Annotated in this window: 18 protein-coding genes; 8 read left to right on the top strand and 10 right to left on the bottom strand. The window is 69.4% G+C overall.

Features of this window, described 5'->3' with window-relative positions; all coding sequences use genetic code 11:
* The 5 genes from KXR53_RS31230 (at nucleotide 1) to KXR53_RS31210 (ending at nucleotide 2,652) form a co-directional block, all read left to right on the top strand.
* Complete coding sequence (locus KXR53_RS31230) at nucleotides 1–717, top strand: Bax inhibitor-1/YccA family protein (protein ID WP_437379520.1); 717 nt, start codon at nucleotides 1–3, stop codon at nucleotides 715–717.
* A gap of 4 nt (nucleotides 718–721) precedes the next feature.
* Nucleotides 722–1,252, top strand: a complete 531-nt coding sequence (locus KXR53_RS31225) for a DUF2076 domain-containing protein (RefSeq protein ID WP_437379519.1) — start codon at nucleotides 722–724, stop codon at nucleotides 1,250–1,252.
* 70 nt (nucleotides 1,253–1,322) lie between these two features.
* Nucleotides 1,323–1,988 carry a DedA family protein gene (locus tag KXR53_RS31220; protein ID WP_437379518.1) on the top strand — a complete coding sequence of 222 codons (666 nt, stop codon included), beginning with the start codon at nucleotides 1,323–1,325 and terminating at the stop codon, nucleotides 1,986–1,988.
* Between the two features lie 13 nt (nucleotides 1,989–2,001).
* Entirely contained in the window at nucleotides 2,002–2,271 is a 270-nt protein-coding gene (locus KXR53_RS31215) for a hypothetical protein (protein ID WP_437379517.1), read from the top strand.
* A gap of 159 nt (nucleotides 2,272–2,430) precedes the next feature.
* Nucleotides 2,431–2,652 carry a hypothetical protein gene (locus tag KXR53_RS31210; protein ID WP_437379516.1) on the top strand — a complete coding sequence of 74 codons (222 nt, stop codon included), beginning with the start codon at nucleotides 2,431–2,433 and terminating at the stop codon, nucleotides 2,650–2,652.
* An 8-nt stretch (nucleotides 2,653–2,660) separates the two neighbouring features.
* On the opposite strand, the gene KXR53_RS31205 is transcribed toward KXR53_RS31210, so the two are convergent.
* Entirely contained in the window at nucleotides 2,661–2,918 is a 258-nt protein-coding gene (locus KXR53_RS31205; protein ID WP_437379515.1) for a hypothetical protein, read from the bottom strand.
* A 145-nt stretch (nucleotides 2,919–3,063) separates the two neighbouring features.
* Between KXR53_RS31205 and KXR53_RS31200 the strand changes: the two genes are divergently transcribed.
* Entirely contained in the window at nucleotides 3,064–4,434 is a 1,371-nt protein-coding gene (locus KXR53_RS31200) for an amino acid permease (protein WP_437379514.1), read from the top strand.
* Between the two features lie 58 nt (nucleotides 4,435–4,492).
* Here the strand turns inward: KXR53_RS31200 and ilvC are convergent, their stop codons facing one another.
* The 6 genes from ilvC to miaA form a co-directional block, all read right to left on the bottom strand.
* Entirely contained in the window at nucleotides 4,493–5,512 is a 1,020-nt protein-coding gene (gene ilvC, locus KXR53_RS31195) for a ketol-acid reductoisomerase (protein WP_437379513.1), read from the bottom strand.
* A 70-nt stretch (nucleotides 5,513–5,582) separates the two neighbouring features.
* Nucleotides 5,583–5,993, bottom strand: coding sequence for a type II toxin-antitoxin system VapC family toxin (locus KXR53_RS31190; protein ID WP_437379512.1), 411 nt, complete (start codon nucleotides 5,991–5,993; stop codon nucleotides 5,583–5,585).
* Entirely contained in the window at nucleotides 5,990–6,223 is a 234-nt protein-coding gene (locus tag KXR53_RS31185) for a FitA-like ribbon-helix-helix domain-containing protein (RefSeq protein ID WP_437379511.1), read from the bottom strand. Before KXR53_RS31185 ends, KXR53_RS31190 begins: the two co-directional genes overlap by 4 nt.
* A 50-nt stretch (nucleotides 6,224–6,273) precedes the next feature.
* A complete protein-coding gene (gene ilvN, locus KXR53_RS31180) occupies nucleotides 6,274–6,816 on the bottom strand; it encodes an acetolactate synthase small subunit (RefSeq protein ID WP_437379510.1) in 543 nt (180 codons plus the stop codon).
* A 77-nt stretch (nucleotides 6,817–6,893) separates the two neighbouring features.
* Complete coding sequence (locus tag KXR53_RS31175; RefSeq protein WP_437379509.1) at nucleotides 6,894–8,666, bottom strand: acetolactate synthase 3 large subunit; 1,773 nt, start codon at nucleotides 8,664–8,666, stop codon at nucleotides 6,894–6,896.
* A 118-nt stretch (nucleotides 8,667–8,784) separates the two neighbouring features.
* A complete protein-coding gene (miaA, locus tag KXR53_RS31170) occupies nucleotides 8,785–9,738 on the bottom strand; it encodes a tRNA (adenosine(37)-N6)-dimethylallyltransferase MiaA (protein WP_437379508.1) in 954 nt (317 codons plus the stop codon).
* Between the two features lie 264 nt (nucleotides 9,739–10,002).
* On the opposite strand from miaA, the gene serB reads away from it, so the two are divergent.
* The gene (serB, locus tag KXR53_RS31165; RefSeq protein ID WP_437379507.1) at nucleotides 10,003–10,902 is read left to right on the top strand and encodes a phosphoserine phosphatase SerB; all 900 of its coding nucleotides are present in this window, start codon (nucleotides 10,003–10,005) and stop codon (nucleotides 10,900–10,902) included.
* A gap of 2 nt (nucleotides 10,903–10,904) precedes the next feature.
* A complete protein-coding gene (murJ, locus tag KXR53_RS31160) occupies nucleotides 10,905–12,443 on the top strand; it encodes a murein biosynthesis integral membrane protein MurJ (RefSeq protein ID WP_437379506.1) in 1,539 nt (512 codons plus the stop codon).
* A gap of 207 nt (nucleotides 12,444–12,650) precedes the next feature.
* Here murJ and KXR53_RS31155 read toward each other — a convergent pair whose 3' ends face one another.
* From KXR53_RS31155 to hflK, 3 genes are read right to left on the bottom strand one after another with little or no spacing between them, the layout of a single operon-like run.
* A complete protein-coding gene (locus KXR53_RS31155) occupies nucleotides 12,651–14,207 on the bottom strand; it encodes a DegQ family serine endoprotease (protein WP_437379546.1) in 1,557 nt (518 codons plus the stop codon).
* 55 nt (nucleotides 14,208–14,262) lie between these two features.
* Nucleotides 14,263–15,261, bottom strand: a complete 999-nt coding sequence (gene hflC, locus KXR53_RS31150; RefSeq protein WP_437379505.1) for a protease modulator HflC — start codon at nucleotides 15,259–15,261, stop codon at nucleotides 14,263–14,265.
* A gap of 1 nt (nucleotide 15,262) precedes the next feature.
* Entirely contained in the window at nucleotides 15,263–16,402 is a 1,140-nt protein-coding gene (gene hflK, locus KXR53_RS31145) for an FtsH protease activity modulator HflK (protein WP_437379504.1), read from the bottom strand.
* Nucleotides 16,403–16,445: the final 43 nt, after the last annotated feature.

Raw genomic sequence — 16,445 nt, 5'->3', positions numbered from 1 at the left:
ATGAACATGCCGCAATACCAATGGCAGACGACGGCGCGCCCGACGGCCGCCGAGCTCGACGTCGGCCTGCGCCAGCACATGCTGCGCGTCTTCAACTACATGGGCCTGGGCCTGGTCGTGACCGGCCTGGTGGCCTTCCTGGTCGCCAGCACCCCGGCGATCTACATCCCGATCTTCACCACCCCGCTGAAGTGGGTGGTGATGCTGGCGCCGCTGGCCTTCGTCTTCTTCTTCTCGTTCCGCATCCACGCCATCTCCTCCGCCACGGCGCAGACGGTGTTCTGGCTGTTCTGCGCCGCCATGGGCCTGTCGATGGCGGCGATCTTCCTGGTCTTCACCGGGACCAGCATCGCCCGCACCTTCATGATCACCGCGGTGATGTTCGGCGCGATGAGCCTGTACGGCTACACCACCAAGGCCGACCTGTCCCGCTTCGGCTCGTTCCTGATGATGGGCCTGATCGGCATCATCATCGCCAGCCTGGTGAACCTCTTCATCGGCTCGACCGCGCTGCAGTTCATCGTCTCGGTCGCCGGCGTGCTGATCTTCACCGGCCTGACCGCCTGGGACACCCAGCGGATCAAGGAGGAATACGCCGAGCACTACGACAGCGAGAGCCTGAACAAGCTGGCGGTGATGGGCGCGCTGTCGCTGTACCTGAACTTCATCAACATGTTCCAGCTGCTGCTGAACCTGACCGGCGCGCGGGAGGAGTAAGGGCGTGTACGACAACGAGAAGCAGGCCATCGACGACCTCTTCGTGAAGCTGGCGCGAGCCGAGCGCGACGGCGGCCCGCGCGACGCCGGCGCCGAGGATCTGATCCGGCGCCGCCTCGCCGAGCAGCCGGCCGCCGCCTACTACATGGCACAGGTCATCCTGGTGCAGGAGCAGGCGCTGGCGGCGGCACAGCAGCGGATCAACGATCTGGAGCGGCGCGCCGCGCAGCCCGCGGCCGGAGGCTTCCTGGCCGGGCTGTTCGGCGGCGGCCAGCGGCCGCAGCCGGCCCCCTCCGCCCCGTGGGGCCGCCAGGCCCAGCCCGGCTATGGCGCCCCGCACGGCTACGGCCACCGCCCCGCCGGCGGCGGCTTCCTGGCAGGGGCGATGCAGACCGCCATGGGCGTGGCCGGCGGCGTGGTCCTCGGCAATCTGCTGATGGACGCCTTCACGCCCGACGTCGCCCAGGCGGCCGAGGATGCCGCCGGCGACCTGGCGTCCGACGCCGGGTTCGATATGGGCGGCGAGGAGCTCTGAGAGTAAGCTGGGGCCGGAGGCAACGGTGCCTCCGGCCCTCTTTTTTTGACGTGAGCCGATTGGACGTATCGTGGAATCCTTTGTCGCCCAGGTCACGCAGTTCATCACCGACAACCAGGCCTGGGCGGGGCCGATCCTGGCCCTGCTGGCCTTCGGTGAATCCATGGCCGTGCTCGGCCTGTTCGTCCCCTGCACCGCGCTGATGCTGGCGACCGGCGCCCTGGTCGGCGGCGGCATCCTGCATCCCGCGCCGGTGATCCTGTGGTCGATCGCCGGCGCCGTGCTGGGCGACGCCGTCTCCTATTGGCTGGGGCAGAAGCTGGGGCCGAACGCCCGCAACGTCTGGCCGTTCTCGCGCGACAAGGCGATGATCGCCCGCGGCCGGCTGTTCTTCCGCCGCTGGGGCACCGCGTCGATCTTCCTCGGCCGCTTCCTGGGGCCGCTGCGCGCCGTGGTGCCGCTGGTCGCCGGGATCATGCGCATGCGCCAGTCCCGCTTCCAGATCGCCAACATCCTGTCGGCGATCGTCTGGGTTCCCGCCATGCTGGCGCCCGGCTGGCTGGTGGCCCAGGGGGTCGGCGAGCTGGAGGGCATCGGCGAGACCGAATGGATCGTCATGACCGGCGGTCCGCTGCTGGCCGGGGCCCTGACCCTGGCGGTCTTCGCCAAGCTGGCCTCCCGCCGCACCGTCCCGGTGCGCGCCCGGCGCGAGCGCCCCGCCGGCAAGCAGGGCTGAACGGAGAGCCGTCATGGGCCTGAGCGGTGCAAAGCTCCTGATCATCGGCGCGGTGGTCGCGCTCCTGTTCCTGCCGATGCTGCTGCGCCAGGCACGGTCGATCCCCGCGCTGCTGGAGCAGGCGCGCGCCGCCTTCGGCGGTGAGGACGCCGAGACCGCACGCCATCGGCCGCAGGCGGCGGAGCCGGCCCGCCAGCCCCCGCCGCCGGCCAGCTTTGCCGAGCGGCTGGGCCGCGTCATCGGCCGGCTGCTGCAGCGCCTGGGCCTGTTCCGCGCCGGCTGAGCCTGCCGAGGGGATCAGCGACCACTCCTCGCCGGCTCGTCTCCCATTCGGCTGCGACCCGCAGACAGGAACCGCCTCCGGCCCGGTCCCGTTGATCTTTTGGCCGATCCGTCCGGCGCTGCGACACGTTCCGCCGGGCGGGCCGCGGTTGGAGGTCGCATGCAGTCCGCCGCACTACTCCCCCTGATCGGTGCACTCCTGGTGATCGCCGGGGTGGTGTATTCCGCCTTCCAGGGCATCTGGATCGGCCGGTTCAACCGCGAGAAGCGGTCCTTCAGCCTGTGGGGCTTTGGTCTAAGGGCAAACTGGCCGGCGCTGGTGCTGATCGCCCTCGGCGCCATTCTGCTGCTGGCCCCGACCGCCCTGCCTCCTCCCGGCTGATCCGCTGTTCACGCGTCCTGCGTCGCGTCCGATCCGGCGCGGCGGTGGTAGAGGTCGAGCACCATCTCCCGCCCGGCCGGGCCCAGCAGCTCCAGCGCCGCCAGCGGGTGGCGCTGCGGCTCCGGCAGCAGGTCCAGGCGGTTCAGCAGCAGCGCCACCGCGCAGGCGTCGCGCGGCGACATCAGGCGGATATTGTCCGGGTCGGACTGCGCCAGCCCGACCAGCCGGGCGAGATGGGCCATGTCCTCGTCGCTGTAGCTCGGCATATCAGTCTCCCAGAGTGCGGACGGAAATCCTGCAATTGATGTCGCACACGGACCAGAATGCCCCATTCCCGACAAAATCGCGTGTGCCGCTGAGGAAATCAGGCTAGGAGGGCGCGCGTCGGATCCACAAGAAGAAGATCGAACCATGGCCGCAGGACCGGACGGTCGGCTCCACCAGGGCTTGCAGCAACGCCACCTCAGCATGATTGCGATCGGCGGCGTCATCGGCGCCGGCCTGTTCGTCGGCTCCAGCTCGATCATCGGCACGGTCGGGCCGGGCGCCTTCCTGACCTATGCCGTCACCGGCGTGCTGATCATCATGGTGATGCGCATGCTGGGCGAGATGGCGGCGGCCAACCCCTCCACCGGCTCCTTCTCCGACTATGCCCGGCTCGCACTGGGCGACTGGGCCGGCTTCACCGTGGCCTGGCTGTACTGGTACTTCTGGGTGATCGTGGTCGGCTTCGAGGCAGTGGCCGGCGCCGGCCTGCTGCAGAAGTGGCTGCCGGAGGTGCCGCTGTGGGCGGCGTCGCTCGGCCTTCTGCTGCTGATGACCGCGACCAACCTCTACTCCGTCCGCTCCTTCGGCGAGTTCGAGTACTGGTTCGCCGGCATCAAGGTCGCGACCATCGTGGTCTTCCTGGTGCTAGGCACCGTCTATGTGCTGGGGCTGTGGCCCGGCCACAGCATGGATTTCTCGAACCTTTCGCCGGCCGCCGGCTTCCTGCCGAATGGGGTCGGGGCGATCTTCTCCGGCATCGTCGTCGTGGTGTTCTCGATGGTGGGGGCGGAGATCGCGACCATCGCCGCCGCCGAGGCCAAGGACCCGGAGCGTGCGGTGGTGCGCGCCACCCGCTCCGTCGTGGTGCGCATCCTGATCTTCTACATCGGCTCGATCTTCCTGCTGGCCGTGATCCTGCCCTGGGACAGCCTAGCGTCGAAGCAATCGCCTTTCGTCGTCGCCTTCGAGCGGATGGGCATCCCCTGGGCCGGCGACCTGATGAACGCGGTGGTGCTGACTGCCGTGCTGTCCTGCCTGAACTCCGGCCTCTACACCGCCTCGCGCATGCTGTTCGTGCTGGCCGGGCGGCGCGAGGCCCCGGCCGCCCTCACCCGCACCACCGCGGGCGGCGTGCCGGTGCGGGCGATCCTGGCATCGACCGTGATCGGCTATCTCTCGGTGATCGCCGCCTATGTCTCGCCGGACACGGTGTTCCTGTTCCTGCTGAACTCCTCCGGCGCGGTGATCCTGTTCGTCTATCTGCTGATCGCCGTGTCGCAGCTGGTGCTGCGCCCGCGCACCCCGCCGGAGCGGCTGCGGGTGAAGATGTGGCTGTACCCAGGGCTCACCCTCCTCACCATCGCCGGCATGGCGTCGGTGCTGGTGGCGATGGGGTTCCAGGCGGACACCCGGTCGCAGATCGTGCTCAGCCTGGCTTCCGCCGTCGCGGTGGTCGCGGCCTGGCTGCTCCGGCGGGCCGTCCTCGGACGGAGCGTCGCGGCCCCGGCAGAGTAGCCGCGCAATAAAAAGGGCCCCTTTCGGGGCCCTTTCCTTTTCCCGGATCGTGTCGGGATCAGTTCTTGGCCTTGTCGACCAGCTTGTTCTTGGCGATCCACGGCATCATCGCGCGCAGCTTCTCGCCGACCTTCTCGATGTCGTGCTCGGCCTGGCGGCGGCGGGTGGCCTTGAAGCTGGCCTGGCCAACCTTGTTCTCGAGCATCCAGTCGCGGGTGAAGCGGCCGGACTGGATGTCGTCCAGCACGCGCTTCATCTCCTTCTTCGTCTCCTCGGTGATGATCCGTGGGCCGGTGACGTAGTCGCCGTATTCCGCGGTGTTGGAGATCGAGTAGCGCATGTTGGCGATGCCGCCCTCATACATCAGGTCGACGATCAGCTTGACCTCGTGCAGGCACTCGAAATACGCCATCTCCGGCGCGTAGCCGGCCTCGACCAGGGTCTCGTAGCCGGCCATGATCAGCGCGGTCAGGCCGCCGCACAGCACCACCTGCTCGCCGAACAGGTCGGTCTCGCACTCTTCCTTGAAGGTGGTCTCGATGATGCCGGCGCGGCCGCCGCCGATCGCCGAGGCGTAGGACAGGCCGATGTCGAGCGCGGCGCCGGTCGCGTTCTGATGCACCGCGATCAGGCAGGGGACGCCGCCGCCCTTCTGGTATTCCGAGCGCACGGTGTGGCCCGGGCCCTTCGGCGCGACCATGAACACGTCGAGGTCCTTGCGCGGCTCGATCAGGTTGAAGTGGACGTTCAGGCCGTGGGCGAAGGCGATGGCGGCGCCTTCCTTCATGTTCGGCCCCAGGTCGCGGGCGTAGATGTCGGCCTGCAGCTCGTCCGGCGTGCACATCATCAGCACGTCGCCCCAGGCAGCGGCCTCGGCCGGCGACATCACGGTGAAGCCGGCGGCCTCGGCCTTCTTCACCGTCGGGCTCTCCGGGCGCAGGGCGATGCGCACTTCCTTGACGCCGCTGTCGCGCAGATTGGCGGCATGGGCATGGCCCTGGCTGCCATAGCCGACGATCACCACCTTCTTCGACTTGATCAGGTTCACATCCGCGTCGCGGTCGTAATAAACGCGCATCGTACTGGTTCCTTCTTCCTACACCGACGGGCGATCGCGACAGCGGAGGGCGGCCCGTCCAACGCCGATCCTAATCCGCAACCAACAAGAGAGAGGCGTACCGGCTCGCCGAGACCCGATCGGACAGGCCGCGATCGAACGTCGCCAGCCTCCCCTGCTCCCGCTCGGCGAGCGCCAGATAGAAGCAGTCATAGGGCGAGTGATCGAGCTCGTTCGCGATTTCCATCGCCCGCTGCCGCAAGGAGACGACAGGTTCCAACCGCTCCAGCATCCGCGCCGCCAACGCCACCGCGGCGACCGAATCCTCGGCCGAAAGCTCCTGGCGCCGCCGCTTCTTCCAGGCGAGGCTGGCCAGCTCGGCGATGATCAGCTCCGGCGCGATCAGCGGGTCGCCACGCTGAACCACGGCCTCGGCCTCCGCCGTCCCGGGCTCGTCGAAGAGCAGTTTCGCCACCAGGCTCGCATCCGCGATGATCGTCACCGTGCGTCCCGATCCTCCCGGATCAGGTCGACGCTGTCGCTCGTCTGAGTGCGATGGTTGGACTCCCGGAACGCCTTCAGCATCGCGAGCTTCTGGTCAGGCGCGAGCGGCGCCTCCCGGATCAGCAGATCCCGCAGGGTCTGCTCGAGCGAAGTGCCCTCGAAGTCCGCCTTCGCCTTCCAGAGCTCGATGATGCGATCGTCGAGATTGCGAATGATCACCTGGCCCATGCCTTACTCCGCTATCATTTTTGATAGCATCATAGATGATCCACCGAGGATCACAACGCCGAGGCCGACGACTCATTTGCCAGCAGCCCTTCGGGCCCGCGGGCGATGGCAACGACACCGGTCCGGCTGACGTCGACGAGGCCGAGCGGGATCATCAGCTGGATGAAGGCGTTGATCTTCTGGGACGATCCGGTGACCTCGAAGACGAAGCTCTCGGTCGTCGAATCCACGGCCCGGGCCCGGAACACGTCGGCGATACGCAGGCTCTCGATGCGCTTGTCACCGCTGCCGCGGACCTTGACCAGCGCCAGCTCGCGCTCGACCGCCGGGCCCTCCAGCGTCAGGTCGTGCACGCTGTGCACCAGCACCAGCCGGTCGAGCTGGGCCTTGATCTGCTCGATGATCATCGGCGTGCCGGAGGTGACGACGGTGATGCGCGACAGGTTCCGCGCCGCGTCGACCTCGGCCACGGTCAGGCTCTCGATATTGTAGCCGCGGCCGGAGAACAGGCCGATGACGCGGGCCAGCGCGCCCGGCTCGTTGTCCACCAGCACGGCGATGGTATGGGTTGCGATCTGGGTGTGCGGGGTCATGGTGCGATCCGAAGGTCACGAGACGAGAGTCGCGGCCGCCCTCTGGGGCGGCTGCGGCGAAGGGCGTCGTCCGCGCCTTATACGAGCACCATCCCCTCCTCCGAGGTCGGCTTGGCGGCGTGGTCGCTCGGCCCCAGCAGGATCTCGTTGTGGGCAGCACCACCCGGGATCATCGGGAAGCAGTTCTCCATCTTGGAGACCTGCATGTCCACGACCACCGGACCCTTGATCCGCAGCATCTCGCGGATCACGTCATCGGCCTCGCCCATGCAGGTGGCGCGCAGGCCGGTCAGGCCGAAAGCCTCGGCCAGCTTGACGAAATCGGGCAGCGCCTCGGAGTAGCTCTCGGAATAACGCTCGCCGTGCAGCAGCTCCTGCCACTGCCGCACCATGCCCATCCAGAAATTGTTGACGATGAAGATCTTCACCGGCAGCCGGTACTGGGCGATGGTCGACAGCTCCTGGATGTTCATCAGCGTCGAGGCCTCGCCACCGACGTCGATCACCAGCGCCTCGGGATGCGCGATCTGCACCCCGACCGCGGCCGGCAGGCCGTAGCCCATGGTGCCGAGACCGCCCGAGGTCATCCAGCGGTTCGGCTTCTGGAACGGGATCAGCTGCGCCGCCCACATCTGGTGCTGGCCGACCTCGGTGGTGATGTAGACGTCGTCGCGGTCGGCGGTCAGCTCGCCCAGCCGCTTGATCGCGTATTGCGGCTTGATGACCGCCTCGGGCGACCGGTCCTGGCTGAAGTTCAGGCAGTTGCGGGCCTGCCACTGCTTGATCTGGCCCCACCAGGCGGCCAGCGCCTTTTCGCGCGGCTTGTAGCCGCGGCGCTTCCAGACCTCGATCATCGCCCGGATGACCTTGCCGGCGTCGCCGACGATCGGCAGGTCGACATGGACGTTCTTGTTGATCGAGGACGGGTCGATGTCGACATGGATCTTGGTCGACCCCGGCGCGAAGGCGCTGATCTTGCCGGTCACCCGGTCGTCGAAGCGCGAGCCCAGCGCGACCATCAGGTCGGAGCCGTGCATCGCCAGATTGGCCTCGTAGGTGCCATGCATGCCGACCATGCCGAGGAACCGCGGGTCCGAGGCCGGCAGGGCGCCGAGGCCCAGCAGGGTCGAGGTACAGGGGAAGCCGGTCAGCGCGACCAGCTCGCGCAGCGCTGCCGATGCGTCCGGGCCGGAATTGATGATGCCGCCGCCGGTGTACAGGATCGGCCGGTCGGCCTTGGCCATCAGCTCGACCGCCTGCTCGATCAGGTCCGGGTCGGGCTCGGTCCGCGGCCGATAAGTGCGGTGCTCGACATGCTCGGGCGGGGTGTAGAGCCCTTCCGCGAACTGCACGTCCTTCGGCAGATCGATCACCACCGGGCCGGGCCGGCCGCTGCGGGCGACGTAGAACGCCTCATGCAGCGTGCGGGCCACCGCGTTCACGTCCTTCACCAGGTAGTTGTGCTTGGTGCAGGGCCGGGTGATGCCGGTGGTGTCGCATTCCTGGAACGCGTCGTTGCCGATCAGATGGGTCGGCACCTGCCCGGTCAGGCAGACGATGGGAATCGAATCCATCAGCGCGTCGGTCAGGCCGGTGACGGCGTTGGTCGCGCCCGGGCCGGAGGTGACGAGGACGACGCCGACCTTGCCGGTCGAGCGGGCGTAGCCTTCCGCTGCGTGCACCGCCGCCTGCTCGTGCCGGACCAGGATGTGGCGGATCGCGTTCTGCTTGAAGATCGCGTCGTAGATCGGAAGGACAGCACCGCCCGGATATCCGAAGATAACCTCTACGCCCTGGTCCCGAAGGGCACGCAGGACGATTTCGGCTCCGGTCAGCGTTTCTGTCGACATCGCAACCTCAGTGTTGCGGCCCTTCGGCCGCGGGCTCTGTTGCGGCCCCCTCCGGGCCGCGGAGTTCAACGTTGGGGATCAACGAGGGTCGGCAAGCTAGACGGCGGAATCCGAGAGGTCAATCCAGAATGCGAAGAAAAGACAAAGTTTCGGAGGAGTTTTTTTCCGAATATTGCGCACTGACGACATGGCAGCGTTGCACCCTTGCGTTCCCGGCCGGGAGCTGGTGGCGGAACCAGGTGGTCTGGCGCTTGGCCAGGTTACGCGTCGCCTGCTGCGCCCGGGCGATCGCGGTCTCGAGGTCGGTCTCGCCGCGCAGATGCGCCGCCAGCTCCGGCACCCCGACCGCCTTCATCGCCGGCAGCTCCGGGTCGAGATTCAGCGCCAGCAGCGCCCGCACCTCCTCCAGCGCCCCGGCGGCGACCATGGCGCGGAAGCGGCCGTCGCAGGCGGCGTAGAGCACGTCGCGCGGCGGCGCCAGCACGATCCAGTCGAACACCATGCCCGGCGGCGGGCCGGAGCCGGCCTCCTGCTGCCAGTCGGCGAGCGAGCGGTTGGTCGCCACCATCACCTCCCAGGCCCGGATCAGCCGCTGGGTGTCGCCGGGGGCCAGGCGCCGGGCCATCTTCGGGTCCCAGCGCATCAGCTCGGCATGGAACGCCTCGCCGCCCAGGCTGTCATGCAGCTCGGCCGTGGCGCGGCGGATCTCCTCCGGCACCGGCGGGATCGGGCTCAGCCCTTCCGTCAGGGCACGCAGATAGAGGCCGGTGCCGCCGACCACGATCGGCCGCTTGCCGGCCTTCTGCGCCAGCCCGATCTCGGCCAGCGCCATGTCGCACCAGGCGGCGGCGGAGCAGCGCGTCGAGGCCGGCAGCACGCCGTAGAGCCGGTGCGGCGCCCGGGCCAGGTCGACCAGGCCGGGCCGGGCGGTCAGGATCGACAGCTCGGCATAGACCTGCATGCTGTCGGCATTGATCACCACGCCGTCCAGCGCCTCCGCAAGACCCAGCGCCAGCGCCGATTTGCCGCTGGCGGTCGGACCGCCGATGACGATGACGCTCTCCGCCATCATCGAGCCCCGCCAGCTCGTCGCGTTGCCTCTCCCGCGGGGCGGGAGAGGTCGGACGTCCGCCAGGACGTCCGGGTGAGGGCTGGCACAGGCCTCGACAAAATCCCCTCACCCGGAGCCGCTTCGCGTCTCCGACCTCTCCCGCAAGCGGGAGAGGCAACGCAAAGGAGCTGTGCCTGCACAACCACCCCGGCGCCTTTCGCGCATAGACAGGCACCGCCGCGCTGCGGCATATCCGGGGCCCGAGCTTGGGAGCTGCGCCGCGTCATGGATCTCGTCCTCACCCTCACCACCGCCCCGGACCGGCCGGTCCTCGACGATTCCCTGACCCGCCACCTGCGCAACGCGCTGGCGATCGCGGGCGGGACGCCGGGGGCGGTCGACTGGCTGGCCCCCGGCGTCGCCTGCGATATCGCATTCGCCGGGGTCGATGCCAAGGCGGCGCAGGCGGCGGCGCGGCTGTCGCTGGCCGGGCAGCCGGTCGACGCCAATGTCGTGCCGGCCCGGGGCCGCCGCAAGCGCCTGCTGGTCGCCGACATGGACGCCACCATCGTCGAGGGCGAGACGCTGGACGAGCTGGCGGCGCTGGCCGGCGTTGCCGACCGGGTGGTGCCGATCACCGAGCGGGCGATGCGCGGCGAGATCAATTTCCGCGAGGCGGTGGTCGAGCGCGTGGCCCTGCTCGAAGGCCAGCCGCTGTCGATCATCGACCGCGCTTTGGCCGATCTCCGCTACACGCCGGGCGGCCGCACCTTGGTGGCGACGATGCGGGCCAACGGCGCCTATTGCGCCCTGGTCTCCGGCGGCTTCGACGCCTTCACCCGCCCGGTGGCCGCCGCCGTCGGCTTCGACCGGTCGGAGGGCAACCACCTGATCCAGGCCGATGGCCGCCTGACCGGCCGGGTGCGCGAGCCGATCCTGGGCAAGGACGCCAAGCGCAGCTTCCTTCTGGAGATGGCGGCGGAGCGCGGTCTCGGTCTCGACGACGCCATCACCGTCGGCGACGGCGCCAACGACATCCCGATGCTGCAGGCCGCTGGGCTCGGCGTCGGCTTCCGGGCCAAGCCGCTGGTGCGGGAGTCGGTGCCGGTGTCGGTGGCCCATGGCGACCTGACCGCCCTCCTCTACCTGCAAGGCTATCGCGCTTCGGAGTTCGTCCCGGCCTGACGATGTACCGCAAGATCGCCTCCGTCGGCGGGCTGACGCTCGCCAGCCGCGTGCTCGGCCTGGTCCGCGACCAGATCATCGCCGCGGTGCTGGGGGCCGGGCCGGTGGCCGACGCCTTCTTCCTGGCCAACCGGCTGCCGAACCATTTCCGGTCGCTGTTCGCCGAAGGCGCCTTCAACGTCGCCTTCCTGCCGGCCTTCACCACCACGCTGCAGCGCGAGGGCAAGGCCCGGGCGCTGGAGCTGGCGGAGCAGGTGCAGGCGATCCTGCTGGCCGTCCTCCTGGTGGTGCTGGTCGCGGCCCTGGCCGCCATGCCCTGGCTGATCGCGCTGATGGAGCCGGGCAGCGTCCCGGCGGCGCAGACCGACCTGAAGATCGAGCTGACGCGGATCACCTTCCCCTACCTGCTGTTCATGTCGCTGGTGTCGCTGCAGGGCGGCGTGCTGAACGGGCTGGGCCGGTTCGGCGCCGCGGCGGCCGCGCCGATCCTGCTGAACCTGTTCATGATCGGCGCGGTGCTGGGGCTGACGCCGTTCCTGCCCTCCGCCGGGCATGCCCTGGCCTGGGGCGTGTTCTTGTCCGGCATCGCCCAGTTTCTGTATCTGGCATGGGACATGCGGCGGGCCGGGGTCTCGCTGCGGCTGGTATGGCCGCGCCTGTCGCCCGGCGTGCGCCGCTTCTTCCGGGCGTTGGGGCCGGCGACGCTGGGCGCCGGCATGGCCCAGATCAGCGTCTTCGCCGACACCATCATCGCCCAGGCGCTGCCGACCGGCGCCCAGTCCTACCTGAACTATGCCGACCGGCTGAACCAGCTGCCGCTCGGCGTCATCGGCATCGCCGTCGGCACCGTGCTGCTGCCGGAGGTGACGCGTCGCCTGGCCGCCGACGACCACCAGGGCGCGCTGGCCAGCCAGAACCGGGCAATCGAGCTGACCCTGGCCCTCACCCTGCCCTGCGCCGTCGCCTTCCTGGTGGCGGCGGAGCCGATCCTGGCGGCGATGTTCGAGCGCGGCCGCTTCACCGCGGTCGACAGCCACCAGTCGGCCCTGACCCTGACCGCCTATGCCTTCGGCCTGCCGGCCGTGGTGCTGGTGCGCTGCCTCTTGCCCGGCTTCTACGCCCGCGGCGACACGGCGACGCCGGTGAAGATCGCGGTCGCCACGGTGGCGCTGAATGTCGGGCTGAAGATCGCGCTGATGGACACCCTGTCGCAGGTCGGCCTCGCCGTCGGCACCTCGGCCGGGGTGTGGCTGAACATCCTGCTGCTGGCCTGGGTGCTGCACCGCCGCGGTCATTTCAGCCTCGACGCCGCTTCCCGGCGGCGGCTGCCGCGCATGGTGCTGGCCGGGGCGGTGATGGCGGCGGCGCTGTGTGGCCTGCTGGTGCTGGCCGCGCCGGCCCTGGCAGGCCGCTCCGACCTGCTGGCGATCGCTACCGTGCTGGCGGTGCTGGCCGCGGCCGGCCTGATCTACCTCGCCACCCTGTTCGGCCTCGGCGCCCTGCGCCTCGAGGATCTGCGGCGGCTGCGCCGGCGGGGATAGGTCCAGGTAAAGGAAAGGGCGCTGCCAATGAGCAGCGCCCTCAACACGTTCTCCTGCGCGCCCCCTCTATTGTCATCGCCGGGCGGGTCCTCGGGTCAAGCCCGAGAACGGCGATCCAGGGGGCCCCCCGGAGCGGCATCGACATTCCCTGGATGCCCGGGTCAAGCCCGGGCATGGCAGGTAGAGTTGACTGGCCGTACCCCGGTCTCAGCCCGACCCGACCGGCAGGGCGACGAAGCGCAGGTCGCCGCCGCTCTCGACCAGCAGCAGCACCGATTTGCGGCCGCCCTCGCGGGCCTCGGTGACCTTCTTGGCGACGTCGTCCGGGTTGGCCACCTCGGCCTGGCCGACTTCGACGATGACGTCGCCGGGCTTGAGCCCCTTCTCCGCCGCCGGCGACCCGCCGGTGACGTCGGTGACCACCACGCCCTTCTGGTCGTCGGGCAGCGAGTACTGTTTCTTCAGGGCGTCGGTGATCGGCGACAGTGTGAGCCCGAGAGCCGTAAGCGCCTGCGGCTTGCCGCTGTCGCCCTGGCTGTCCGGGGTCGAGGCCAGGAGGCCGGATTCCTCGGCCGCCTCGAGCTCGCCCAGCGTCACCGGCAGGTCCTTGCGGGCGCCCTTGCGCCAGACCGTGATCGACACCTGCTTGTCGACCGGCGTGTCGGCGACCACGCGCGGCAGGCGGCGGCTCTCGGTGATCGGCTTGCCGTCGAATTGCAGGATGACGTCGCCAGTCTCGATCCCGGCCTTGGCCGCCGGGCCCTTGTCGGTCACGCCGGCCACCAGCGCGCCCTCCGGCTTCTCCAGCCCCAGGCTCTCGGCGATCTCCGGCGTCACCGATTGGATCCGGACCCCCAGCCAGCCGCGCTTGGTGCGGCCGAACTGGATGATCTGGTCGATCACGCCGCTGGCCAGCGATGAGGGGATGGCGAAACCGATGCCGACCGACCCGCCCGAAGGCGAGTAGATCGCGGTGTTGATGCCGATCACCTTCCCGTCCATGTTGAACATCGGACCGCCGGAATTGCCGCGGTTGATGGCGGCGTCGGTCTGCAGGAAGTCGTCATAATTCCCGGCACCGATCTCGCGCGACCGGGCCGAGATGATGCCGGCGGTGACGCTGCCGCCGAGGCCGAACGGGTTGCCGATCGCCATCACCCAATCACCGACCCGCATCTGGTCGCTGTCGCCGAACTGGACGAAGGGCAGCGGCTTGTCGGTCTCGACCTTCAGCACCGCCAGGTCGGTCTTGTCGTCGCGGCCGATCAGCTTGGCCGGAAGGCTGGTGTTGTCGTGCAGGACGACGGTGATCTCCTCGGCGTCCTCGATCACATGGTAGTTGGTGACGATGAAGCCATTGGCCCGGACGATGAAGCCGGAGCCGAGCGCCGTGGCGTTGCGGGGCCGCGGCGGGCGGTCGCCCTGGCCGCGCCGGTTGAAGAAGTCGCGGAAGAACTCGTCGAACGGCGACCCCGGCGGGAATTGCGGCATCTCCGGCAGATCCTGGCCGTCCTGGACCTTCTGGGTGGTCGAGATGTTGACCACGGCCGGCACCAGCTTTTCGGCCAGATCGGCGAAGCTGTCGGGCGCCGGCGCGGCGCGGGCGCCGGCCGCCGCCATCAGCATGGCCGCCGCAACCAGCACCGTGGCGGCCCAGCGCAGCAGGGCGGTCTCCCCCACGGCGATCGCGCCGGTCGGGCGGTGGCGGGCAATCGGTCTGGTCACGAACGCTCTCCCTCGCTCAAAGCACGACGCCGGCCCCATACAAGAGCCGGCGTCTGTCATCATACACCCGATCGTGGCGAGATGCGGGCTTCCATCAGCCGGGGCTACCCGGTGCCGCAGGGGCCGGCTCGGGCTGGGCCGGAGCCGGCGCAGGAGCCGCCGGCGCCGGGGCCGGCGGCGCCGAATTGGTGCCGGGCGGGGTCTCCTGGGTCACCGCCGGCACCAGGCCGCGGCCGGTGACGTCGTTGAAGTACTTGAAGAAATCGCCCTTCGGCGACAGCACCAGCGTGGTGCCGGTCGTCCCCAGCGTGTTCTGGTAGGCCTGCAGGCTGCGGTAGAAGGAGAAGAACTGCGGATCGGCGCCGTAGGCCTCGGCCTGGACCCGGATCGCCTCGGCGTCGCCCTGGCCGCGCAGCTCCTGCGCCTTACGCTCCGCCTCGGCCTTCAGGACGGTTACGTCGCGGTCGGCGCGCGACCGGATCTGCAGCGAATATTCCTCGCCCTGGGCGCGGTACTGCGCCGCCTCGCGCTCGCGCTCCGAGCGCATGCGGTCATAGACCGACTGCACCGTGCCCTCCGGCACGTCGGCGCGGACGATGCGGACGTCGACGATCTCGATGCCCAGCGGCTTGGCGTTGGATTCGACCTGATCCCGGATCGACCGCATGATCGGCCCCCGCTGCTCCGACAGCACGTCGAGCTGGGTGTAGTTGCCGAGCACGTTGCGCAGGGCGTTGTTGACGAAGCTGCTGATCCGGGTGCTGGCGATCTGCTCGTTCCGCACCGACTGGAAGAACAGCAGCGGGTCGACGATCCGGTAGCGGGCATAGCTGTCGACGTCGAGCCGGCGCTGGTCGGACAGGATCACCTGCTCGACCGGCGGATCCACGTCCAGCACGCGCTTCTCGTAGAACTGCACGTTCTGGATGATCGGCAGCTTCAGCTTCAGCCCGGGCTCGTCCTCGACCTTCACCACCTCGCCGAACTGCAGCACCAGGGCCTGCTCGTTCTGATCGACGGTGTAGAGGGAATCGGCCAGGACCAGGCCGGCGACGACGATGGCGGCGCCGAGAGCGGCAAGCTTGGCATTCATCTCACTGCCCTCCCCGCTGCGCCGGGGCCGGAGCCGGGCGGTTGATCAGCTCGTTCAGCGGCAGATACGGTAGCACGCCCTGGCCGCCGACGGCGTCGTCGATCATGATCTTGTTCGCACCCTTCAGCACGCTCTCCAGCGTCTCCAGATAGAAGCGCTCGGCCGTGATCGCCGGCGCCGCGCGGTAGGATTGAAGCACCGAGGTGAAGCGCGCCGCGTCACCGCGGGCCCGCGCCACCACCTGCTCGCGATAGGCCTCGGCCTCCTGGCTGATCCGCTCGGCATCGCCGCGGGCCCGGGGCACGATGTCGTTGCGGTAGGTCTCGGCGGCGTTGCGCAGGCGGTCCTGGTCCTGGCGCGCCCGCTGCACGTCGTCGAAGGCGTCGATCACCTGCTGCGGCGGCGCCACCTTCTGCAGCTGCACCTGGTCGATGACCACGCCGATGCCGGGCCGGCCGGGGCTGCCGTAGCTGTCGAGCGTGGCCTGCAGCAGGCGCCGGGCGTCCTGCTCGATCCGGCCGCGCGCCTCGTTCAGCGCCGGCTGGATCTCGGTGTGACCGATCACCTCGCGCATCGCGCTTTCCGCCGCCACCTTCACGGTGGCCCGGGCATCGCGGATATTGAATAGGAACGCGACCGGGTCGGAGATGCGCCACAGCACGACGAAGTCGATGTCGACGATGTTCTCGTCACCGGTCAGCATCTGGCTCTCGTCTGGCACGTCGCGGCCCGCCGCGCGGCCCTCGCCGCTGGTGAAACCGATCTCGATCCGGTTCTGCGTCGTCACCGACGGCTTGGTCACCGTCTCGATCGGCGCCGGCAGGTGGTAGCGCAGGCCAGGCTGCTCGGTCCTGGCATAGGCGCCGAATCGCTGGACCACGCCCAGCTCGTCCGGCTGCACCCGGTAGATGCCGGTCAAGAGCCAGCCGATGATGATGACGACGATCGCGATCAGAATGCCGCGGCCGCCGCCGAAGCCTTTCGGCATGACCTGGCGGAACCGGTCCTGGCCGCGGCGGATCATCTCCTCGATGTCGGCCTGGCTCGGCCCGCCGCGCCCCCAGGGATTCTGTCCGCCGCCCTGCGGTGAGCCGCCCCAGGGGCCGCCGCCGCCACCACCGCCTTGATTACTCCACGGCATCCAAATCCCTTCCCCGTCGACCGCCCTGTCATCCCGGGCGCCG

This window comes from Inquilinus limosus, from assembly GCF_051487185.1.
GTDB classification, from domain to species: domain Bacteria; phylum Pseudomonadota; class Alphaproteobacteria; order DSM-16000; family Inquilinaceae; genus Inquilinus; species Inquilinus limosus_F.
The sequence above is the reverse complement of the archived record's forward strand: the minus strand, read 5'-3'. Positions and strand labels throughout refer to the sequence as shown.